Origin of the sequence: Sphingobacterium sp. JUb56, assembly GCF_014191365.1 — a bacterium.
GTDB classification, from domain to species: Bacteria; Bacteroidota; Bacteroidia; order Sphingobacteriales; family Sphingobacteriaceae; genus Sphingobacterium; species Sphingobacterium anhuiense.
In genome coordinates this window covers 848,070-872,561 of the sequence record NZ_JACHWL010000002.1, presented here as the reverse complement: position 1 = coordinate 872,561, position 24,492 = coordinate 848,070, and the positions used below count along the sequence as shown (strand labels likewise).

Here is a 24,492-nt window from a genome sequence, read left to right as displayed (position 1 = left end):
ATTATCTCAATTTGAGATGATGATCGATATAAGGCTTAAGACGAAGTTTGATTGAATACTGAAAAGTTATTTGTACTTCTCTATATGTTTTTATTCAGTAATATTAAGATGATAATATAAAATTAAATGACAAGTGTCATTTAGTTATTTAGAATATTTCTACTAACTTGTGAGCTAAATTAGTACTTTAGCAGGAGTGATTGTTTTTAATCATGGCATAAGTTTAAGTAGAAATATTTTTTTTAAGTTTGTAGTAGTTGTAAAAACAGATAGCTTGTGAAATTAAAACCAGTTGATAGTATCTCAGGAATAACTCCAAAAGAATTTGTAAAAGATTACTTAAAAAAAGGTCAGCCTGTAATTATTAAAGACTTTATAAGTAAGGATAGTGCATGTTGGGATAAATGGAGTTACGATTATTTCAAAGAAATTGCAGGTCAAGAGCAAGTAGATGTGTATGGGCGTGAAGAAAATTCTCAAAATCATGCCGCAAGTCCTCCTGTTGGGAAAATGACTTTGGCAGAATACTTAGATAAAATAAGTGCAGAACCTACCGAGCTAAGGTTGTTCCTTTTTAATCTGCTGAAGATTAGACCAGAACTAAAAAAGGATGTTATTTATAACGATGTGACCGGTGGTAAAGTGATTCAATGGTTACCTTACTTATTTTTTGGTGGAGAAGGGTCGTCAACAAGAAATCACTTTGATATTGATATGTCACATGTGTTTATTTCCCAGTTTCAAGGATCTAAGCGGATCTGGTTATTTCCAAATGATCAATCTGATTTATTGTACAAATTACCCTATAATTTTCATAGTATAGCCAATCCTAAATACAGTACTGAAGCTGAATATCCTGGATTACAATTTATAAAAGGCTATGAAGCGGTTATAAATCCTGGAGATACGTTATATATGCCGGCAGGGTGGTGGCATTATATCCAATATGATACGGAAGGTTATTCCATCTCAGTTCGGGCTTTAGCAAATACATTCTCTGAAAAGTTAATTGGTGCCCGCAATTTGTTCATCACCCGTTATTTTGATGATGCTATGCGTAGGATCTTTAAAAAGAAATGGTTGGATTATAAGATAGAAATGGCAATAAAACGAGCGCAAAAAGCGATTAAAAAATTAAAATAGTATATTTTAATTGATAAAAAGAGCTCCATCCGACACAAAAGGGTGGAGCTCTTTTTATGATATTGCATTTATTCTTCGTCTTCTTCGTCGATAGCGTTTTTGTAAAATAAAGTATAAGGATCCGAATCGTATATTTTTGCTTTTGGATCATGTCTAAAAGGAATTTCTGGATTGAAGATCTCTTCCAAAGTAGCTTTTAGAAAGGAAATAAATTCTTTTTTCACTTCTGCAAGATATACTGTTTCTAACACTTCTGATTTGGCGTAAAATAAAGTTCCTTCTTCCCTCATTTTTCGAGCAACATACAGATTAGGTTCTATTCCGATACGTCCTGTTACCTGCTCATAGACATACGTATAAAATAAAGTTTGCACCAATGCTTTATTCTCCGTGTTTTTGATAAACACTTTATCCAATGACTTAAAATTGACTTCGTCCGCGCCTGTTTTATAATCAACAATACGTATTTTGACTGTTTTATCTTTTAATAGCACTTCGTCCACGCGGTCAATAATACCGTATATACGTACATTTTCCTCTTTCCCTTCAACCTCGATAGGAAAATCCATGATATAGTCTTCATCATTTTCCAATTCAATGATTTTGATGCCAATAAAGTGATCGATGTCATGTTGAACCAGTAACCTGACATATTCAGAAGAAATCTTATGCATGATCCGCTGAAGACTATTTAGCGAATTTAGCCCCGTGCCTTCCAATTGATATAATTCAATTATTTCGGCAATAATTAAAGCATCTACTGTCTGTAATGATTGCTCTAATTTTCCTATAGGTACAAATTGTGCTGCACCTTTGAATGGTAGATAGACTTTTTCCATCACATTGTGAATAACAGTACCCAAATTGTTCATTTCAAATTCTTGCGAGATACTGGGAGGTTCTTTAATCTCAGCTACATATTTCAAGAAAAATTGCAGGGGAGATTGTAAATAAGTCGTGAGCGCGGTTGCAGAAATTTTTTTCTTATTAGTAATGAAATCCGAGCGCAATTTATCCCAAACTTTTCCTTTTTTGTCAATGATAACTTCATCTTGATCAGGTAAAAAGGTAATATTTTGCTGTTGATTATGTTTTAAAAAATTGAACTTGCTTTCAAACTCCAGCTGTTTGATAAAGCGGCTTTCCTCTCCAGATGAACTGTCGCTAACAATACCATTATAGAGCAGGTGGATCTCGGTACTGTATTGAAAATGACGATAGAACAAATATGCGGAAAGCGCGTCCTGGTTCTCTAGAATCGGTAATCCATAAGCCTGTCTTAGTGAATTGGGGATGAATGTTGGAGAGCTAGATGTTTTAGGCAATATACCCTCATTTGCACCTAAAACATAAACGTGGTCAAAATTGAGACAACGACTTTCTAAAAGCCCCATGATCTGAAGTCCTTCAAGTGGATTACCCTCGATTGCCGAATTGATATTTGCAATTGCTTTACTGATTAGTCCAAATTGAAATGGTAGGCTTAGCGGTTGAAGCGATTCTAAGCCTAAATTAAGTTGGTTTAACGTCTTTCTTACTTCAATCAATAAGTTGCTGTCAATCTGTTTTATTCGATCTTCCTGCGCTAGATTTTGCAGTAGATTATCAATAATATGAATCAATATAGCAATTGCTTCCTCTATCCTTACGATGGGGTGGAAGAAGTGTGCTAAACTTGAACTTTTGAAGGAAAGCTCTTTGATTTCTACTTCGAAAAGCTGTTTATCTGATATAAGCTTTTGAATGTCCAACTTTTCCTCTTTAGACACATTGGTCAATGGGTGATTGATAAATGTCTCAATCAGTGTGTATGGAATTTTATTTTTTTTCTGATGTGTGATGAGGTGTTGTACCTCCATCCACAATTCTATAATGCCATAGATGGGAGATTGAGTCAAAGGAAAACCGGTCGTAATATTAGGTTTCACATCTGGAAGACTTTGTAACAGCGATACTAGTAAAGATTCATCTGCCAATAAGATAGCAGAAGATTTGCCTTCCTTTTCATTATTTACTAAAATATCATGCAATAATTTGGTTTGCGATACATTTCCGGTTGCGGAATAAAGGTTTACATCTGAATACCGATTGCCAATAACATTTGAACTTTCACCTAATGCATTTTTCAATCCGCTTTCAAATATGTTACGACGAATAAATAATCCTGCCTCTTGTTGTTTGTCATCTAAATAGTAAGCATCTGCATCAAAATAGAATAATGCCAAACCTGCATCTTGCCACTTTTTGAATAAAGTAGCTTCTGCTTTGCTCAAAGCATTGAAGCCGACAAAAATAATTTGTTTATACTGTTGGTGGAATGTTTGGTTTTTTGCTTTTCCATCCACAATATCACGGTAGATGGTCGGCATATTTGTCATTTTTTTAACTTTTAATTCTTCTTTAAACGACCGATATAGCACCGGAAGACGTCGCCATAACTTTAAAAATCGTTCTTGTACAGCAGTATGACCTGCTATGGAAAATGATTGCCAAAATTGACGGATAAAATCCTGCTGTTCTGCAGTGAAATGTTGAAACTGTAAATCAATTTGGGTATTGTCAAACAATTCCATAAAGATTTCGTCTATGTCAACAAGATCATAATCCAGCTGTGAAAAATCACTCAATATGGTTTCTGCTATTGGGTAAAACTCTTCTAAGGTCTCCGCTTCATGACCTTCCTTGGCGAGGAGTTCATTGTGTAAATGATAGAGAATAAAAAATTGTGCAATAGGTGTAGCCTCAGACAAGTTAGTGGACAGACGAAAAAATTCTTGAATGGTAAAAAATTGTGGTGACCAAATTGCTTGACCATATACCTCAGCTAGATGTTGTTTGAGGTACGTAATCGGTCTCTTATTATTGAATATTATAGCAGTTTCGTGTAGATCTTCTCCAAAACGATTTTTCAAATCGATAGCGACGTCTTTTAAAAATGGATTCATTTCTTAGTTTTTTGCTTGTATGATAACCTCTACTAAATCATTTGACTTGGCGTAAAATAAAAATCCTTTCACATTTTTATACCCCAATTCTTCCAAAGTTTTGACATATTGTTTGACTTGCTTCTGATGTGACAGCGCTTCGCTCTGTGTAAATTTAAAGTCTAATACGATTGTCTCTTCTTCACTTGTGAAAACTTTATCAGGACGTAATGTTTCTCCTTTAGCAGTAATAATAGCCGATTCATTCCAAATTTTGAAATTCCCAGTTAACCATTTATTAATCTGTTGGTGTTGCCAAATTTGGTTGACTTCATGTAAAATCGCTGACTTTTCTGAAGGTGTGAATATTCCTTCAGAAATATATTGATTTATAATACCATCAATTTCGTCTTCAGAAGTTATGATCGACATAATTTCGTGAGCCATTACACCATATTGGGACGCTTTATCCAATAGCAGGATACTGGTGATAGTGCGTTGTGATGATTTATCAAAGGCTTTATCCAATTCTTTTGAAATCGGGTATTGCTGTAAGGCAATTTTGCCAACTTCAATCTTAGTGCTTTTTTCTCTACGAATAACATGGTCGATATGCAATTCGTTGTCGGTAAGTGTAAAGGCTCCATTATTGCTGTCAAGCACTTGATAAACAATATCACTGATTAAATCATTTTTTACATCCATTCCCATTATCTCTCCCGTTTTTTTGTCAACGATTTGCTTAAAAGCAGGAGCCGATATATAAAGATGTTCTATTGCTCGGGTTGTCGCCACATAAAATGTATTCAGGGCATCCATATAATTGAAAACCATCTCTTCATAATATTTTTGATAGAGTGTTGATTGCCCTAAAGAAGAGGTATATTTTATGGGCGCCTTTCCAATAATTTCAAGAGCTGTACCTTCCGTATCTATCCAGAAGTTTCCGTTGGTCATACCATCTAGTGTCCAACTGCAGAAAGGAATCATAACGACATCGTAAGCTAAACCTTTAGATTTATGTACAGTGGTTACCTCAATGGCATCCACTTTGCCCGAAGAAGGAAGTACCGCCTTCACCCCATCTTCATCCCAAAAGGTTAAGAACTGGTTAATTCCGCGTTCCCCATTTGCAGAAAAATTAGCGATCATATCTTTGAATGCAAGAATATAAGGCAAATGTGGGTTGTGTAATGAGGTTAAACCATAAACTTCTATAAGTTTTTCAACGAGGTGAACTAAGGGTAATTTTTGCCAATTTTCCCAATTTTCAATCAGATCCTTAGGGAGGTCCTCATTTAAATTAAGAACATCATTTTCCTTAAATTTCAACCAGACTTCGGCATTGAAATTTTGCTCTTTTTGAATAATATGATAAAGATGTGTGATTTTAGCTTTATATAAAATGTGCTTATCCGTATTAAAAACAAATGCTTTTAATGTTTCGATCAACAGCTGAATACCTTCGTTAGCCTCTAATGCCAGTGCGTCTCCAGAGATAACTTCAAAATGTAACTGTTTTTCATTTCTATAATTCATTAATTCGTGGATAATCAATCGCGCCTGTTTATTCGATCGTACAAGGATTCCGATTTGATTAGCTTGGTATCTGCCCGAAGTAATCCATTCTTCAATCTGTTCAGATAAGGAAGATACAGTAAGACTTTCAACTTGTGAGTTTCTTCTCACGTTATTTTCTACATCAAAATATTTGATGGTAATAGAACCCTTTTGTGATTCATCTAAGACCTTTGCTTCTGGAACCTTTTGTGACGCACCATCGTAGGCTTTATTAATCATGTGGTCATATCCCATTTCCTGCCACCATGTTTGTCCTTCCGTAGTAAGATTAGTAGCAATATGTTCATTAAGTAACTGTTGGATATGATCAGGTACTGTCTCAAATAGGTAATTATTGAAATGAATAATATTTGGAAGACTTCTATAGTTTACATCCAGCGAGCCATTCTCAACAAGTTCCTGTAATTCCTGCTCGTTTGAAATATGAAAGGCATCTGCTACTTGTTTTTCAGCCTGTTCCAATAGTATTCGCCAATCTCCATTTCTCCAACGGTAGATGCTTTGTTTAACATCACCAACGATTAAATGCTCGGATAATTCTCCCGATGCATTCCCAAGGGCATTAATCAATAAAGGACTGTAATTTTTCCACTGAATGCGGGAAGTGTCCTGAAACTCATCGAACAAGAAATACTGATAGCGATTTCCAATCTTTTCCCAAATAAAAGTAGGATCTCCATGTTGATCTAGCCCAAGCTTATTCAATTGGATCTGCGCATCGGAAATTAATTGTGCATTATTTTCCTTTCGCCATTGCGCTAACAAATCACTCATTTCTTTTAAAAGACGGAGGTAGTAGAAATTCTTTTGGAATGCCTCATATGTGATATAAGTACTTAATTTATCCTGTAATATTTTGAAATTTTTTAAGATAGGTAAAAGTGCCTGCTGTAGTCCGTAATTAACTTCTTTTTTGCCATCTAAAAATGCATCTTCCTTATCTAGGAGCTCTACATATTTACCAATGATCTCCTGTAGTTTAGAAGTACTTTGTTTGAATACGTTGTTCTTTGAATTAGAAAGCGAGTAAATCGGATTTCTACTTTTTCCTTTTAAGTCAGCAGAATCCATATTTAATGCCTTAAAAGTATTTGCAAAACTTTTTATTTCCTCATGAACTGCTTCTAGGAATATTTTTGTAAAGTTTTCAATTTCTTTATTTAAGGTATTGAACACTTTATCCGAATCTTGCGATAGGAGGTGTTTGTCAAACTCTTTAAAGTTTTCAGAAAATATCTCATTCGCCAGATTGGTTAATTCACGACGATAGTTCCAGTTTTCATTATTTAAAATTTTCTTTTCCGCATATTCAATAATCCATTCCAATAAATCAGGGCGTTGATCCAGAAGTTGATTTAACATGACAGTAAGGTCCTGCCGCACCTTACTTGTATTCATTTCAATCTTGTAAGCAGCATCTAAATTGAGTTCGTAAGTAAAGCTTCGAATCACTTTTTGCGAAAAACCATCAATGGTACTGATGGTAAAATGGCTATAATCATGTAAGATTTTACGATAAACACGATGTGCTTTTTCTTGAATTGAAGTCGTACTCCAATATGGAAATTGGGTCAACAATAAACGTCTATAATCATCGATTTTTCGGCTTTTGTCACCTTGTGCTAATCCTTTTAGAACAGATAAGATCCTTTCCTTCATCTCAGCGGTCGCCTTATTAGTAAAAGTGACGGCCAATATTTCACGATAACTGTTTTCTTTTGAAAGTAATAAAGTCAGGTAATGGACAGTTAAGCTGAATGTTTTGCCTGAACCAGCTGAGGCTTTTAATATTTTTAATGGCGCTATCGATGACATGAATTCAATTTGATTTGGAAGGATGAAAATACGCTTATTAATTTGAATAGACAAAATTGCTAATGCGTACGGAACCTTTAGAAATAAGGCAAAATTACAAATTAATTCCCTATATAAATTTGTATCATCCAGATGGCATCTATGATTTGTTTCGTTGTAAGACTAAGACGGTGTGCATGAAATAATTTGGCCATAATGGTATATAATGACGCTTATTTGTCATCTTTCTTATTCTGTGGAAGTTGACTTCTATTTTTAGTTTTTAACTTCCAATAATCCTTTGTATCTTTGCGTCCCCTCTTGCATGTAGCACGGGGGATATGTTGAATACATAAATAACACAAAAACATGGCAACTAAAATCAGATTGCAAAGACATGGTAAAAAAGGACGTCCTTTTTACCACCTAGTAGTAGCAGATGCACGTGCTCCACGTGATGGTAAATTCATCGAACGTATTGGTTCTTACAACCCAAACACAAATCCAGCGACTATCGTTTTGGATTTTGACAAAGCTTTGGATTGGATGAATAATGGTGCACAACCTACTGACACAGCTCGTACTATCCTTTCGGATAAAGGTGTTTTATACAAAAAACACTTATTAGGCGGTGTTAAAAAAGGTGCATTTGATGAAGCAGCTGCTGAAGCTAAATTTGTAGCTTGGACTGAAGCTAATGATGCAAGAACTGCTGGTAAAAAAGACGGTTTAGCAACTACTAAAGCTGAAGCTAAGAAAATTGCATTAGCTGCTGAAGCTAAGAAAAAAGAAGAAAAAGCTGCTGCTATTGCCGCTAAAAATGCGCCAGTTGTAGAAGAAACTCCTGCTGAAGAAACTGAAGCTCCTGCTGCAGAAGAAACTGAAGGTTAATTTTTCTTTCATACAGTATCAAGAAAGCCGGTTCAATTTTGATCCGGCTTTTTTTTAAGAATGTAGTTGCTATACCTACGAAGTACTGTATTTATATATTTATATTTTTAAATTTGCACTTTCAAATTAGAACATGACCATAGAAGAAAGTTTTTACATCGGTTATATTAGCAAAACACGTGGATTAAAAGGTGAGCTTCAGCTTTTTTTTGAATTTGAAGATTATCAAGATTTAGACTTTGATGTTTTATTTGCTGAAGTGAATAAAAAATTAGTGCCTTACTTTGTCGACAATATCAAATACCAATCAAATAGTACAGCCTATTTAAATTTAGAAGACGTCGATCATATTGATAAAGCACAACCTTTAGTGCGTAAGAAAATATACCTTCCAAATGATAAAATGCCAGAGCGTGATCCTGATGATTTTAGATATACGGATTTAATTGGATACTTGGTGATTGATGAAGTTCATGGAGAATTAGGAGAGATTAAACATGTACAGGAAATGCCTCAGCAATTTATAGCAACAGTAGACTTTAATGGAAAAGAATTGATGTTCCCATTAAATGACGATCTTATGCTAGGAATTGATTCAGAGGATAAAGTTTTAGAGGTTGATTTACCAGATGGATTGGTTGAGCTATATAAGGAGATTTAAAGTCTTCACGATATACAGATTAATAAAAAGGAGTTACTGTAGTTATATGCAGTAACTCTTTTTTATTTAAAGAAATCCATTTTAATAAACGTTTTATTGGGGCATTTTTTTAGGCATGACCTTAATATTATTTTGATTATAAATTTCTATTGCCGATATTAGCCGATGCTTATAGAGAAAGGCCGAGGGAATAGACCCAATGAAGCCTTAGCAACCTGTTATTTTATAAGGTGCTACATTCTACCCCAACTCAGAGCTGGGAAAGATAAGTTGAAACAAGTCCACTTGTGCATTTCGATGTAAGCCAACCAAAATCACTTTAAAAAATATTAATGAAAATCGTTGATCATATCAGTAATGCCAAAGGAAAAACTTTGTTTTCTTTTGAACTGTTGCCACCAGCTAAGGGGCAAGGTATCCAAAGTATTTTTAAAACAATGGATGCACTTATGGAATTCAAGCCTCCCTTTATCGATGTGACTTATCATAGAGAAGACTACATGTATAAGAAGCACGAGAGCGGTTTATTAGAACGTGTGGCTTATCGTAAACGTCCAGGGACTGTTGCAATTTGTGCCGCTATTATGAATAAGTATAAAGTGGATGCTGTACCACATCTTATCTGTGGTGGTTTCACAAAAGAGGAAACTGAAAATGCTTTGATAGATTTGAACTTCTTGGGTATTGACAATGTGCTCGTATTGAGAGGTGATGCAAGAAAAGGCGATCCTGATTTCATACCAACAGAAGGTGGTCATGCATTTGCAACAGATCTTTTACAGCAGGTTGCCGATATGAACCAAGGACAGTACTTACATGAGGATATTGCGATTTCAGAAAAGACCAACTTTTGTATTGGCGTTGCAGGATATCCTGAAAAACACTTCGAAGCGCCAAATTTTAATACCGATTTTAAATGGTTAAAAAAGAAGGTTGAGATGGGGGCTGAGTTTATTGTTACACAAATGTTCTTTAATGTTGAAAAATATAAAGAGTTTGTCAATAAGTGCAGGGAAAATGATATTCATATTCCAATTATACCAGGTTTAAAACCATTGACAACAAAAAAACAACTGATTACGCTTCCGAAAATTTTTCATTTGGATATTCCAGAGGAATTGAGTGAAGCAGTATCCGGATGTAAAAATAATGCAGACGTGAGACAAGTCGGAGAAGAGTGGTTGGTACAACAATGTAAAGAATTAATTGACTTTGGTGCGCCAGTTTTACATTTTTATACCATGAGTAATCCTGGACCGACTAAAAGTATTGTAGAAAAGTTATTCTAAGACTTATATCGTATAAAAAAGCCTGCTATCACATTATAGCAGGCTTTTTTATGCGTTTCGATTTTTGTTAAAAAAAGTTAATCACCCTCAAATGAAATCTCTTTTTATTATATTTAATTGAAAATTAATTTGATTTATCAAATAATCAATTAAACCTGAATCATTCATGGATTATAAGAAAGTAAACAACGTGTTAGGTTGGCTATGTGCCATCATAGCAACATCCGTTTTCATTATCACAGCAGAGCGAACAACAAGTTGGTGGGATACTGGTGAATTTATTGCATCAGCATATAAACTTCAGATTGTTCATCAGCCTGGAGCACCTTTGTTTCTAATGTTGCAGAATATATTTTCAAATTTTGCTTTAGGAAATTTAGCTCAGATTGCATTTTGGATGAATGTGGGTTCTGCTATATGCAGTGGTTTGACAGTTATGTTTTTGTTTTGGACCATAACAGCATTAGCAAGAAAAATTATCCAATCTGATCATCAATCCAATGATAAAAATCATCTGATTAAAATAATGGGAGCAGGCATGGTGGGAGCTTTAGCTTACAGTTTCTCCGATACATTCTGGTATTCAGCAGTAGAATCTGAAGTTTATGCGATGTCATCCTTATGTACAGCAGTCGTATTCTGGGCAATTCTAAAATGGGAAGCCCGTGCAAATAAACCGCATGCAGATCGTTGGCTTATTGTCATCGCTTATATTATTGGACTTTCAATAGGAGTTCATTTATTGAATCTATTAGTTATTCCAGCGATAGCACTTATTATTTATTTTAAGAAAACTGATCGTACAACGTTTTGGGGAATTAGTAAAGCATTGTTTATTGGACTAGGAATATTGGCCATTATTCTGTGGGGAATAATCCAGTACCTTATTAAATTTGCTGCCAAGTTTGATTTGTTTTTTGTCAATACACTTGGATTAGGATTTGGCTCGGGCATATTCGTTTTTATCATAATGATCTTATCGGCATTAGTTTATGGCATATATTACTCCATAAGAAAAGGAAAAGTTATTTTGAATACAGCGATTTTGGCAACTTGTTTTATTTTATTAGGATATAGCTCTTTCACTATGGTATTGCTAAGGGCTAATGCTAACCCTTCCTTAAATAATAATGATCCTGAAAACGTATTTTCTTTCTTGGGTTATTTAAGTAGAGAACAGTATGAATCAGAGCCACTCATAAAAGGGCAATATTTTGATGCAAATCCCATAGGTATCAATGAACGTATTGATTATAGAAAAGACAACCACCAGTATACTTCAATAAAAAGAGCCGCAAGTTATCAATTTGATAGAGAAACCATTTTCCCAAGGATTTACAGTCAAAAACCCTATCATCAATATTTTTATAAAGGTTATTTAGGTATTGAAGAAGGAAGAAAAGCAAATTTTGCTGACAACTTGAAATTCTTCTTTAACTATCAAGTGGGGCATATGTATGCACGTTATTTCCTGTGGAACTTTGTTGGAAGGCAAAATGATCAGCAGGGACACGGTTCTTTAACAGAAGGAAATTGGTTATCAGGGATTAAGGCTATCGACAATTTACATGTAGGTGGACAATCTAAATTATCGGATGAAATGATCCATAATCCATCTCGGAATACCTATTTTTTCCTTCCGCTAATAATTGGATTCGCAGGTGCACTATGGCATTTTAAACGTAACAAGAAAGATGCAACTGTTGTTAGTCTCTTATTTATGTTTACAGGATTGGCCATCGTTATCTATTTAAATCAATCTCCTTTGCAACCACGTGAACGTGATTATGCTTATGCAGGATCATTTTATGCTTTCGCAATCTGGATTGGATTAGGTGTATTTGCTATTTCTGAATTTTTTAAAAAATATATTAATGAAAGAAATGCAAATCTGCTTGCTACATCATTATGTCTCATAGCTGGCCCATTGATTCTTATTAGTCAAAATTGGGATGATCATAATCGATCGGAGAAATCGTTAGCTCGGGATATGGCGAAAAATTATTTAGAAACCTGTGCTCCCAATGCGATCCTGTTTACTTACGGTGATCATGATACTTTTCCGCTATGGTATTTACAAGAAGTAGAAGGTGTTCGGCGGGATGTTAGAATAGTGGTGATCAGTTATTTGACTTCTGACTGGTATTTCCGCCAGGTGAAAAATGGTACCTATCAGGCCGCAGGATTGCCGATCACGATACCGAATGAAAAGGTGGCAAAAGGCCTTCGAGAATCTTTGCCTTACCATGATCTGAATTTAGCAGGATCTACAGATATAAACTTGTTGTTGGATTTTTTATTATCAGATAGTAATGATAACAAACTTCAAATGAGAGACGGACAATATGAAAACTTTCTGCCAACAAAAAGCTTGAAGCTTGCCGTGAATAAGGAAGATGTCATTAGAAATAAAGTCGTACCTCAAGAATGGGAAAGTGAGATCCCAAAACAAATGGAGTGGACTTTTGGTAATGATTACGTCACCCGCGCAGATCTAGGCTTGATGTCTGTTCTTGTGAATAATAATTGGAAAAGACCAATTTATTTTTCAGGAATGGTACCCGCTGAAAGTTTGATGGGATTGGATAAATACATGGTTAATGAAGGGTTTGCCAAACGGTTGATGCCTATAGAAGCAAAGCTTGAAAAAGGGGAGTCTCTAATTAATGTCGATAAATTATATAAAAATATTGTTGATAAATACGCTTGGGGAAACATACATCAAGCAACTTACCTTGATACGGATTCCTTCCGTTTTGCAGGTATGTATGCAGAGGAGATTTTCGGGAAAGCAGCGCGAACCCTGTTGGCAAAAGGGGAGACCGAAAAAGCAAGACAAGTGGCAGTAAAAGCATTTAATGAATTACCCCAAAGACTATATAGCATGTCTGATGTGACGAGTTATGGGGATGTTATTGATACGCTTTATAAAACTGGAGAAATAAAATTTGCAAACCAGCTGGTTGATCGTAATATGAAATTTTTAACAGAGCATATGGATTATTATCAACAACTAGCTATTGACAAACCTGAAAACGGGTTGGAAGTTCAAAATATAAGGATGGCTCTTGACTCGGTCGATCTATATGAACGTATACTTTCTAATACAAAAGAAAAGGACCGATATGCATATATTGCTGAGCTGAGCAATAAATATAAAAAGATGTATCTATCAGAATGATATATTAAAAAAAGGGAAGCAGCTGCTTCCCTTTTTTGTTAATATTAATATTATCCTTTTTTAACTTCCTTGGCCCAAGAGTCTTTTAGTCCGACCGTACGGTTGAAAACCAAGTGATCTGGTTTAGAAGATGTATCTAAAGTGAAATACCCTAAACGGATAAACTGATAACCTTTTCCAGGGATTGCATTTAACAAATCAGGTTCAATAAATGCTTTGCTGATTTTTAAACTATCTGGATTAATCGATTCTTTGAAGTTTTCTGAAGCAGCAGGATTCTCGTCGTTAAATAAACGATCGTACAATCTGATTTCTGTTTCTTTAGCATGTGGCACAGAAACCCAGTGAATAGTTCCTTTAACTTTCATTCCTGAAGTATCTTCGCCAGATTTTGAATTGGGCACATAAGTACAGTGTACTTCTGTTACTTGACCATTTGCATCTTTAACGAAATCATGACAGGTTACTATATATGCATTTTTTAGACGCACAGAAAGGCCAGGACCTAAACGGAAAAATTTCTTTGGAGCATCTTCCATAAAGTCATCACGTTCAATCCATAATTCATTTGAAAAAGGAATCATACGAGAACCTTCACCACCCTCAACTTCTGGGTTGTTTTCACCATGTAGTTCTTCAATGTGGTCAGAAGGAAGGTTTGTGATCACTAATTTAATAGGGTCTAGCACAGCCATTCTTCTCCATGCTGTTTTATTCAGATCCTCACGAATACAGAATTCCAACAGACTCACATCAATCATATTTTCGCGTTTAGCGACGCCGATCTTATCACAGAAAGTACGGATACTTGCTGGAGTATAACCTCTTCTGCGTAAACCTGAAATAGTAGGCATACGTGGATCATCCCAACTTTCTACAAATTTATCATTTACCAATTGTAAAAGCTTACGCTTACTCATAACGGTGTAGGTCATGTTTAAACGCGCAAATTCATATTGCTTTGAAGGATAGATTTCTAGTTTTTCAATACACCAGTCGTACAATGCACGATGTGGAATAAATTCTAACGTACAGATAGAATGTGTGATTTTTTCGATAGAATCGGATTGTCCATGTGCAAAATCGTACATGGGATAAATACACCATTTATTTCCAGTTCGGTGGTGATGAGCGTGTTTGATGCGGTATAACAACGGATCACGTAAGTGCATATTTGGATTTGCAAGATCTATCTTAGCACGTAACACTTTTTCACCATCTTGATATTTACCATCTTTCATTTCTTGAAAAAGAACCAAATTCTCTTCAATGCTACGACTGCGATTAGGAGTTGGAACTCCAGGTTCAGTTGGCGTACCTTTGGCTGCTGCAATTTCTTCGGCAGTACTATCATCTACATAAGCCAAATCTTTTTTGATGAGGTCTACAGCATATTGATAAAGGGTGTCAAAATAATCAGAAGTATATAATTCCTGTGCCCAGTTGAAGCCAAGCCATTGAATGTCGTTTTTAATACTTTCAACGTACTCCGTATCTTCTGTCACGGGGTTAGTATCGTCAAAACGTAAGTTGGTCTGGCCATTGTATTTTTGCCCTAAACCGAAGTTTAGGCAAATAGATTTTGCATGACCGATGTGAAGATAGCCGTTAGGCTCGGGAGGGAAACGTGTCAATACACGCCCATCATGGGTCCCATTACGAAGATCTGCTTCGATAATTTCTTCAATAAAATTTAATGATTTCTCCTCGTTTATCATAATACAAAGTTAAGTATTACTTCGAATTATCCGTAGTAGTTCTTACATTTTAAAGTAAGTTGTTTCGAAAGAAAAATGAGTGAGTCGTAACGGAGAGAAGAGAGGGGGTAAAGAACTGTTTTTAATAGTAAAAGGATCGGTTGCCCGATCCTTTTATATGCTATCTATAAGAGAATACATCTCCAAGATCTTCGTTACTCGTGAACGTACAATCAAGATCTGTTAATTCACCTGTTCCAATGTTGATGACCATTCCATGAACAGCTAGATCGTTTCTATCTTTCCAAGCATTTTGGATAATAGAAGTTGTACATAAGTTAAATACCTGTTCTTGCACATTTAACTCAATTAAACGATCAACTTTTTTATCATGTTCATCAATTGCATCTATTTCTGCTGCATGTAAACGATAAACATCTTTGATGTGACATAACCAGTTATCAATAATTCCAAATTGATTACGGCTTAATGATGCCGCTACACCACCACAGCCATAGTGACCAGCAATAATAATCTGCTTTACTTTTAATACATTTACAGCATAATCGAGTACTGATAACATGCTCATGTCCGAATGCACACACATGTTTGCGATATTACGGTGTACAAATACTTCTCCAGGTTTAGTACCTGTAATTTCATTTGCAGGAACACGACTATCAGCGCAACCAATCCATAAAATTTCTGGATTTTGACCTTTTGCTAATTGTTGAAAACGACCAGTCGTATCATTCTTAACAAAGTCCATCCACTCACGATTTCCTTGTAAAATTTTTTTAAATCCTATTTCTAAATCTTTTTCCATTTTATATATATATATTAATACAGTTCATTCAGTCATGTGCTGTATGTTTTATCCCTTATAGGATACAAATCTCGTTAATTAATTGTTTTTATTTTATTATTTTTTCTTGTATTCAATATCTGTCAATTCAATGCGCTTTCCTTTGGTCAGGGCATTCTGTTCAAAATCTTTAATGACCTCGATAACATCTTTATCAATGAATTTACTACCTGTACCGTTAATAACAATAAGGCCAACAGATTTTGGAAGACTATAAAGCTTTTGTTGAATAGGAGCTTTGTTTAAAAAAGATACTTCTTCCGCTAAAGTGATTACAGCTTTGTCGTAATCATTTTGTTTGACGATATCAAATTTGAAAGCATTCTGCATATTAGCTTTTAAAATATAAAAAGTGGCTACCACAAGACCAATACCTACACCCATTAATAAGTCTGTCAATACAATTGCCACAATTGTTGCAAAGAAAGGAATAAACTGATCAAGTCCTTTTTTATACATAGATGTAAATAAAGCTGGTTTCGCTAGCTTATAGCCAGTTTGCAATAAAATAGCAGCTAAACAAGATAGTGGGATAAAATTTAATACGTTAGGTATGATCAGAATCGCTAGTAATAACCACATACCATGAAGTAAGGCAGATTGTCTTGTTCTTCCTCCAGCATTTACATTCGCTGATGAACGTACAATAACTGACGTCATTGGTAAACCACCCAATAGACCACTTGTTATGTTACCAACTCCTTGTGCAATCAGCTCCCGATTGGTTGGCGTATTTCTTTTAAATGGATCAATTTTATCGACCGCTTCAATACTCAATAGTGTTTCTAAACTGGCTATGATCGCAATGGTGAAAGCGACAATCCAAACTTCTTTATTGATGATCTGTGTGAAATCGGGAAGCGTAAACAGCCCTGTAAATTCCGCAAAGGAATTAACAATCGGTACAAGTACAAACTGTGACTCTGCTAATTGAAATGCTGTTCCATTAAAGGCAAATGATAATCCGATACCTAAAGCCACTACGATTAGTGGAGCAGGAATGCTTTTCAATTTCGGTATGCTTGGCCAATAAATTAAAACAATCAGTGATAAGATGCAGATAATCAAAGCCCCAGGGCCAATTGAAGATACCAAAGTGTCTGTAAATGCGCCAATTCCATGGCCGTTATCAAGCTCAAAAGCATGTGTTTCCAACATACCAAGTGCCAAAGGAATTTGCTTTAATATAATGGTAATCCCAATGGCAGCAAGCATTCCAACAATAACCGAGGATGGGAAATAATTACCAATCATTCCCGCCTTTACAATACCTAGAATCAACTGAAGTATTCCAGCAATAACTACGGCTAATAAAAACGTTTCATAAGCTCCAAGACTCTGAATGGCTCCCAAAACGATAACTGTAAGACCAGCTGCAGGACCACTGACGCTTAAAGGTGATTTACTGATAGAAGAAACGACTACACCGCCAATTACTCCAGTTAACAATCCTGCAAACAATGGCGCACCAGAAGCCATTGCAATACCCAAACATAGTGGAAGTGCTACTAAAAACACCACAACACTAGCGGGTACATCATATTTTAAGTCTCTTTTCGATAGTTTCAGAAAAGCAGACATACGAGTTCCAAACATTAGTTTTTGTCTAAAATTTTACCTGTTTTTTTTATATAAGATTTTCCTTTAGTCAGATCTGACCAAAGTTGAGGTCATGCCAAAGCATGTACAGGAAGCCTAGCAGTTAGGAGGCGGCGTAGGAACAGATGGGTGGAATGCACGAATACTTTTTTCATTTTTCAAGTAGTGCTTTTGTTTTCCGTGGTTATCAGTTATGATCGCTAAAAAGTAAGATTCTTCAGTTTTGGCATTAAAAAACTTTGATCCGGACTCATTATGATCACTATGTGCTCCATTGTTGTTCTCAATTTCTAATTGAAGCACAATTTGAAGAATAGTATTTTGATCTAATAAAGATGAAAATATAGGTGTTATTGATATGCTCATCTTTGTGAAAAAGATTAAAGCACATAATAAAGCGGCTATATTTCTAATTTTTTTATTAAACATTTTTCTTCAAAACTGTATCTGTCCCCTATTTAGAGTATGTAAAAATACATTTTTCATGTTAAAAAATTGTGAACTTTTTTAAAAAAAATCCATGCTGACAAAAAAATTACAAAGACTCAATATTTCGTTCTATCTTTAATAGAGGAAATATAACATGTAAAAAGTGAAGAGATTTCTCAAGCGTTAACTGTTTGGGTTTTAAAAATTAGCAAATTAAGTAATGGAAGATCAAACACTATTTATTGAAAAAGTAAAAGCATCATACAATCCAAAGGGAGCCTATATATATTTAGGTGCAGGTATTTTGGACGGTAATATTTTATCAGAGGCTAAAGTTAACCTGGCTTTAAAAATGATGAATCGACATGGCTTAATTGCAGGAGCAACCGGAACTGGGAAAACACGTACTTTGCAATTAATTGCAGAACAGTTGTCTGATGCAGGAGTTCCCGTGTTTATGCTAGATGTTAAGGGAGATTTATCGGGCTTAGCTGTTGAAGGACAAACCAATCAAGCGCTTATAGATCGTGGAGATGCTGTGGGCGTTCCGTTTGTACCAGCGAGTTTTCCCATCGAATTATTTTCTTTGACAGGTAATAAAGGAACAACAATGCGGATAAAAGTATCTGATGTTGGTCCTATTCTTTTGTCCCGTATTTTAGAACTGAATGATACACAAACTGGAGTGTTAGCTGCAATCTTTAAATATGCACAAGATCATAATATGCCTTTGGTTGATTTTAATGATGTTAAAAAGTTACTAAGTTATCTCGCCGATGGTCCAGGAAGTGAGGAGATTAAAGATGATTATGGTAAAATAAGTACATCCAGTTCTGGAACTATTTTACGTAAGATAGTTGCTATAGAACAACAGGGTGTTGCTCATATATTTGGAGAGAAGGAATTTGATATCCAAGATTTATTTCAAAAAGTAGATGGCAGAGGTGTCATTAGTTTATTGAATATTTCGGATGTTCAGGATCAACCGGTGTTATTTTCAACATTTCTATTAAGTATATTAGCCCAGTTGTTTAAAAATTTACCAGAAGTAGGCGATTTGGATAAACCAAAGTTGGTATTTTTCTTTGATGAAGCTCATCTACTATTTAAAGATGCTTCTAAAGCATTTCTGACGCAGGTAGAGCAGATCGTTAGATTGATTCGATCAAAAGGTATAGGCGTATTCTTTTGTACTCAGTCACCAACAGATATTCCCGAGTCTGTGTTGGCACAGTTGGGGAATCGCGTACAGCATGCTTTACGTGCTTTTACTCCGAATGATGCTGAGAATTTAAGAAAAACTGTCAAAACATATCCTAAATCAGATTTTTATGCAATCGATCAAATATTAACATCCTTAGGAACAGGGCAGGCACTCATTACAGTGCTGAATGATAAAGGAATTCCTACAGAAGTTGTTGCCACACATCTGGTACCAGCAAGAGCTGTCATGGGACCTGCAGATGCAACAACTTACGATCAGCTTGTCAAGCAATCTGATTTGTATTTGAAATATCAACAACGTGAGGAAAATCGCTCTGCAGCTGAGATTGTTGATGAAAGAATGAAAGTGGCAAATGATCAGCAGATACAGCAAGATCGAGAAAAAGAAGAGGCTAAGCTTGCTAAGAGCAGTTCGAGAAGACAAACACCACTAGAAGCCGCTCAGAAAACAGCGACGACCACACTTGCAAGAGAAGGGGTAAAGTTGTTGGGGAAACTGGCAAGTGGTTTGTTAACAGCATTCTTTAAGAAAAAGTAATCTAATATTTATATATTTGCACAAATTTAAACTAGAAACGACCTAGAAATTGGATATGAGTAAACCAACTTTATTAATTTTGGCAGCAGGTATGGCTAGCCGTTACGGATCATTGAAACAGATTGATGCTTTTGGGCCTCACGGCGAAACTATTATTGATTATTCTATCTATGATGCTATTAATGCTGGATTTGGCAAAGTAGTATTTATAATTCGTGAAGAATTTTTAGATAAAATGAAAGAAGTCTTTGACGAAAAGTTAAAAGGAAAAATCGAAGTAGATTACGCTTTCCAAGATTTTGATTTAAAGAAGTATGGTATTGACCGTGAAATAGAGCGTGCTAAACCTTGGGGTACTGCACACGCTGTAATGAGTGCAAAAAATCACGTTGATGGACCTTTCTGTGTGATTAATGCAGATGATTTTTACGGTACGGATTCTTACGAAAAAATGGCTAAGTTCTTAACAACTGAAGTATCAGATAACCAAATGGCTTTGATGGGATTTCAAGTTGGTAATACGTTATCTGATTATGGTTATGTATCTAGAGGGGTATGTGTAGTAAGTCCTTCAGGACATATGGAAAGTGTTACGGAACGTACTAAAATCTACTATAAAGAAATTGAAGGCGAGAAAAAAATAGTTTTCGAAGAAGGTGATGTAATAACAGAGTTGGATCCGGAAAGTCGTGTATCTATGAATTTCTGGGGCTTTACTCCAAAAGTATTTGAAGTGGCTGAAGGCATGTTTAGAGATTTTGTTGAGAAAAATTCGGAAGATCCTAAATCTGAATTCTTCATTCCTTCTGTTGCAGATTATTTCGTGCAAACAAAGCAAGCAGATTTTAAAGTTATCCCAACCTCATCAAAATGGTTCGGTGTTACCTATAAAGAAGATAAGGAAATTGTGCAGGCATCAATCCTAAAATTGATTGCAGATGGTGCATATCCAGAGAAATTATTTTAAAATATTATCGTAGTATTTTCTAAACCCGCAATATTTGTTGCGGGTTTTTTTTATGTTTGAATATTAGAAGGTATTATCATTCTAAGATCAAGTCCATTATAAACATGAAAAAAATATTAAAAGTGCTCTTATATATTCTTATCACACTCATTCTAATTGTATTTATTTATTGGTTGTCAGAACGTGTCTTATCGCGAATAAGTGCACATAGAGAAAATTCTGTACTACCAAAAGATATAACGGTATATATTATGTCAAATGGTGTGCATACAGATTTAGTATTCCCTGTTAAAAATAATCTGATGGATTGGACGCATCTATTTCCATTAAGTAATAATAAGGGAAAAGATACCACATACAGTTACATGGGAATAGGATGGGGAGATAAGGGCTTTTATTTAAATACCCCAGAATGGAAAGATCTAAAAGCTTCGACAGCATTTGTAGCAGCAACTGGCATCGGTGAAACGGCACTACATATTACCTATCATAAATCAGTAGAGGAGAATGAGCTCTGTTACAAGTATATGATTGATACAGTACAATATCAGACCCTTATTGATTTTGTGAAATCATCGTTGGAATATGATACTGAAAATAAACCAATTGTAATTAATACCAGTGCACAGTATGGTGATTCGGATGCTTTTTATGAAGCCAAAGGATCTTACAGCATGTTTTACTCATGCAATACTTGGACGAACGAAGCTCTTAAAAAGGCAAATATGCCAGCGGGTATATGGGCAACATTAGATAAAGGAATATTAAGCCATTACAAAAAATAGCACTCCAGTATTCATCACAATAAAAGACACAATAGATTGACAAGTATTTTTTACATTTTGTAAAAAATACTTGTCAATATGTATGATTAGTTTTACATTTGTCGTACTAACAATATAAAACTTAAAATCATTATGAAAAAAATTCCTTTATTACCCCGGTACTTCCGGTGGATTGGATTAGGATTAGTCCTCATGTTTTTAATCCCAACGGCATTATATATGCTAAAAGAAAATAGTATTTTAATTACTAATTATCCAAGAATAAAAGGGGTAGAGATCATGCCTTTCGAATTATCTTTTTCTACTTTTGCAGTTTTAGGAGGAAATGATGGTCCTTTTGAAATTATTAATACAGAAATGTCACTAACATTACAGCTTTTATCGATCTTTTTAGGGTTGAGTTTTATTGCATTTACGAAGTATAAGTATGAGGATGAAATGATTAATTCTATTCGTCTTTATTCTTGGTCCTGGTCTATTATTTCTTTTGCTATTTTCAATGTATTATTAATTGCATTTGTTTATGGTAGTTGGTATATAAGCCTGGCATTTTTAAGTCCAAATATTATATTATTGCTTTATATTATTATTTTTCGGTTCCAGGTTTTTAAAATGAATAGGAGGTTAGCGCATGAAGAATAATATTAAAATCAATCGACTGATGAAAGATTATTCACAAGAACAGTTAGCAAATAAAGTCGGAGTAAGTAGACAGACAATCAATGCCTTGGAAGCTGCGAAATATGTTCCTTCAACTGTATTGGCACTTAAGTTATCAAGAGTATTGGATAAAAGTATAGAAGAATTATTCCAATTGGAAGATTCAGACTTGGCCTAATAATAAAAAAGCTCGAAGATGAATCTTCGAGCTTTTTTATTATTTAAAAGGAGTGTAATTATTTAACTTCTTCGTATTCTACGTCAGTTACGTCATCACCACCTTGGTTACCACCATTGTTTGCTTGACCAGCATCACCTTGAGGTTGTGAACCACCTTGTGAAGCAGCATACATCTCTTCAGAAGCAGCATTCCAAGCATTGTTTACTTCTGCAGAAGCTGAATCGATATCAGCAAAACTTCTTGCTTCAAAAGCAGCTTTCAATTTTACTAAACCAGCTTCAATAGCCGCTTTTTTATCTGCTGAAATTTTATCTCCGTATTCTTTTAATTGTTTTTCAGTTGAGAAAATCAAAGCATCTGCACCATTGATTTTATCAGCTTCTTCTTTCATTTTTTGATCCGCTTCAGCATTTGCTTCAGCTTCTTCTTTCATTTTTTTGATTTCTTCGTCAGATAAACCAGATGAAGCTTCAATACGGATATTTTGCTCTTTTCCAGTTGCTTTATCTTTAGCAGAAACTTTAATGATACCATTTGCATCGATGTCGAATGTCACTTCAATTTGAGGAACACCACGAGGAGCAGAAGGAATATCATTTAAGTGGAAACGGCCAATTGTACGGTTTTGAGCAGCCATTGGACGCTCTCCTTGTAAGATGTGGATTTCAACAGATGGTTGATTATCAGAAGCAGTTGAGAACGTTTCAGACTTTTTAGTAGGAATAGTTGTATTCGCTTCAATTAATTTAGTCATCACACCACCCATTGTTTCGATACCTAATGATAAAGGAGTAACGTCTAATAATAATACGTCTTTCACTTCACCAGTTAATACACCACCTTGGATAGCAGCACCTAATGCTACAACTTCATCAGGGTTAACACCTTTAGAAGGCTCTTTTCCGAAGAATGCTTTTACTGCATCAACGATTGCAGGGATACGTGTAGAACCACCAACTAAGATGATCTCATCGATATCACCTGTACTGAATCCAGCATTTTTCAATGCAGAACGACAAGGATCAATTGTACGTTTGATTAAATCAGCAGCTAAGCTTTCAAATTTAGCACGTGATAAAGGACGAACTAAGTGTTTCGGGCCTGTTGCATCAGCAGTGATGTATGGCAAGTTGATTTCAGTAGAAGTTGTGCTTGATAATTCAATTTTAGCTTTCTCGGCAGCTTCTTTCAAACGTTGCAATGCCATTGGATCTTTTTTCAAGTCAAAGCCATTGTTTTCGTTTTTAAACTCGTCATTTAACCAGTTGATGATTACATTATCAAAGTCATCACCACCTAAGTGTGTATCACCGTCAGTAGATTTAACTTCAAATACACCATCACCTAATTCCAATACTGAAACGTCATGTGTACCACCACCACAGTCAAAAACAACAATTTTCATGTCTTTGTGTGCTTTATCTAAACCATAAGCTAAAGCAGCAGCTGTTGGCTCGTTGATAATACGTTTAACTGTTAAACCAGCGATTTCACCAGCTTCTTTAGTTGCTTGACGTTGTGCATCATTGAAGTATGCAGGAACTGTAATTACAGCTTCAGTTACTTCCTGACCTAAGAAATCTTCTGCAGTTTTCTTCATTTTTTGAAGAATCATAGCTGAAATTTCTTGAGGTGTATATTTACGGTCGTCAATTTCTACACGTGGTGTATTGTTGTCGCCTTTTACTACATTATAAGGTACATGTTGCGCTTCATTTACAGACTCATCATAAGATAAACCCATAAAGCGTTTAATAGAGTAAATAGTTTTAGTCGGGTTTGTGATCGCTTGACGTTTTGCTGGATCACCTACCTTACGCTCTCCACCTTCAACAAAAGCAACGATAGAAGGGGTTGTACGTTTACCCTCATTGTTAGCAATAACTACCGGTTCGTTACCTTCCATTACAGCAACACATGAATTGGTCGTACCTAAGTCGATTCCTATTATTTTAGACATATTATATATATTTATTTTTTACTAATCTGTTTGTTGTATACCTACCTAATCAACCCTTGTGCCAATCATTTTGTTTTGATGAAAATGAATAAAATTGACAAGTAAACGTCAGAATTGGTGACA

At 35.2% G+C, this 24,492-nt stretch carries 17 protein-coding genes and 1 riboswitch; of the genes, 10 read left to right on the top strand and 7 right to left on the bottom strand.

Features of this window, described 5'->3' with window-relative positions:
- Positions 1-276: 276 nt before the first annotated feature.
- Positions 277-1,143: a cupin-like domain-containing protein gene (locus FHR29_RS23155; RefSeq protein ID WP_132769327.1), complete on the top strand. Its 867-nt coding sequence runs from the start codon at positions 277-279 to the stop codon at positions 1,141-1,143.
- A gap of 68 nt (positions 1,144-1,211) precedes the next feature.
- Here FHR29_RS23155 and FHR29_RS23150 read toward each other — a convergent pair whose 3' ends face one another.
- Positions 1,212-4,088, bottom strand: coding sequence for a PD-(D/E)XK nuclease family protein (locus FHR29_RS23150; protein WP_183917476.1), 2,877 nt, complete (start codon positions 4,086-4,088; stop codon positions 1,212-1,214).
- 3 nt (positions 4,089-4,091) lie between these two features.
- Positions 4,092-7,463 carry an exodeoxyribonuclease V subunit beta gene (locus FHR29_RS23145; RefSeq protein WP_183917474.1) on the bottom strand — a complete coding sequence of 1,124 codons (3,372 nt, stop codon included), beginning with the start codon at positions 7,461-7,463 and terminating at the stop codon, positions 4,092-4,094.
- Between the two features lie 348 nt (positions 7,464-7,811).
- Here FHR29_RS23145 and FHR29_RS23140 point away from each other — a divergent pair, with 348 nt between their 5' ends.
- From FHR29_RS23140 to FHR29_RS23125, 4 genes are all read left to right on the top strand, one after another.
- A complete protein-coding gene (locus FHR29_RS23140; protein ID WP_021189406.1) occupies positions 7,812-8,333 on the top strand; it encodes a 30S ribosomal protein S16 in 522 nt (173 codons plus the stop codon).
- A 133-nt stretch (positions 8,334-8,466) separates the two neighbouring features.
- Positions 8,467-8,994, top strand: a complete 528-nt coding sequence (rimM, locus tag FHR29_RS23135; protein ID WP_132769321.1) for a ribosome maturation factor RimM — start codon at positions 8,467-8,469, stop codon at positions 8,992-8,994.
- A 166-nt stretch (positions 8,995-9,160) separates the two neighbouring features.
- A riboswitch (SAM riboswitch) is annotated at positions 9,161-9,266 on the top strand.
- Positions 9,267-9,326: 60 nt separating this feature from the next.
- Positions 9,327-10,283 carry a methylenetetrahydrofolate reductase [NAD(P)H] gene (gene metF / locus FHR29_RS23130; protein ID WP_132769319.1) on the top strand — a complete coding sequence of 319 codons (957 nt, stop codon included), beginning with the start codon at positions 9,327-9,329 and terminating at the stop codon, positions 10,281-10,283.
- Between the two features lie 166 nt (positions 10,284-10,449).
- Positions 10,450-13,464, top strand: coding sequence for a protein O-mannosyl-transferase family (locus FHR29_RS23125; protein ID WP_132769317.1), 3,015 nt, complete (start codon positions 10,450-10,452; stop codon positions 13,462-13,464).
- 50 nt (positions 13,465-13,514) lie between these two features.
- Here FHR29_RS23125 and FHR29_RS23120 read toward each other — a convergent pair whose 3' ends face one another.
- The 4 genes from FHR29_RS23120 to FHR29_RS23105 form a co-directional block, all read right to left on the bottom strand.
- Positions 13,515-15,182 (bottom strand): glutamine--tRNA ligase/YqeY domain fusion protein, encoded by a 1,668-nt coding sequence (locus FHR29_RS23120; RefSeq protein WP_132769315.1) that lies wholly within the window; start codon positions 15,180-15,182, stop codon positions 13,515-13,517.
- A 160-nt stretch (positions 15,183-15,342) separates the two neighbouring features.
- Positions 15,343-15,987 carry a carbonic anhydrase gene (locus FHR29_RS23115; RefSeq protein ID WP_021190157.1) on the bottom strand — a complete coding sequence of 215 codons (645 nt, stop codon included), beginning with the start codon at positions 15,985-15,987 and terminating at the stop codon, positions 15,343-15,345.
- Between the two features lie 96 nt (positions 15,988-16,083).
- Positions 16,084-17,622 carry a SulP family inorganic anion transporter gene (locus tag FHR29_RS23110; RefSeq protein WP_183917472.1) on the bottom strand — a complete coding sequence of 513 codons (1,539 nt, stop codon included), beginning with the start codon at positions 17,620-17,622 and terminating at the stop codon, positions 16,084-16,086.
- A 99-nt stretch (positions 17,623-17,721) separates the two neighbouring features.
- Entirely contained in the window at positions 17,722-17,991 is a 270-nt protein-coding gene (locus FHR29_RS23105; RefSeq protein WP_031288376.1) for a hypothetical protein, read from the bottom strand.
- 283 nt (positions 17,992-18,274) lie between these two features.
- Between FHR29_RS23105 and FHR29_RS23100 the strand changes: the two genes are divergently transcribed.
- The 5 genes from FHR29_RS23100 to FHR29_RS23080 all read left to right on the top strand — a co-directional run bounded on the left by FHR29_RS23100 (position 18,275) and on the right by FHR29_RS23080 (position 22,406).
- Complete coding sequence (locus tag FHR29_RS23100) at positions 18,275-19,816, top strand: helicase HerA-like domain-containing protein (RefSeq protein ID WP_183917470.1); 1,542 nt, start codon at positions 18,275-18,277, stop codon at positions 19,814-19,816.
- A 55-nt stretch (positions 19,817-19,871) separates the two neighbouring features.
- Complete coding sequence (locus FHR29_RS23095) at positions 19,872-20,783, top strand: sugar phosphate nucleotidyltransferase (RefSeq protein WP_183917468.1); 912 nt, start codon at positions 19,872-19,874, stop codon at positions 20,781-20,783.
- A 104-nt stretch (positions 20,784-20,887) separates the two neighbouring features.
- Positions 20,888-21,568: a TIGR02117 family protein gene (locus tag FHR29_RS23090; protein ID WP_221197918.1), complete on the top strand. Its 681-nt coding sequence runs from the start codon at positions 20,888-20,890 to the stop codon at positions 21,566-21,568.
- A 132-nt stretch (positions 21,569-21,700) separates the two neighbouring features.
- On the top strand, positions 21,701-22,210 hold the full coding sequence (locus FHR29_RS23085; protein WP_132840982.1) for a hypothetical protein: 510 nt from the start codon (positions 21,701-21,703) through the stop codon (positions 22,208-22,210).
- Positions 22,200-22,406, top strand: coding sequence for a helix-turn-helix transcriptional regulator (locus FHR29_RS23080; RefSeq protein WP_132840984.1), 207 nt, complete (start codon positions 22,200-22,202; stop codon positions 22,404-22,406). Before FHR29_RS23085 ends, FHR29_RS23080 begins: the two co-directional genes overlap by 11 nt.
- Before the next feature lie 58 nt (positions 22,407-22,464).
- Here FHR29_RS23080 and dnaK read toward each other — a convergent pair whose 3' ends face one another.
- Positions 22,465-24,369: a molecular chaperone DnaK gene (gene dnaK / locus FHR29_RS23075; RefSeq protein WP_132769309.1), complete on the bottom strand. Its 1,905-nt coding sequence runs from the start codon at positions 24,367-24,369 to the stop codon at positions 22,465-22,467.
- Positions 24,370-24,492: the final 123 nt, after the last annotated feature.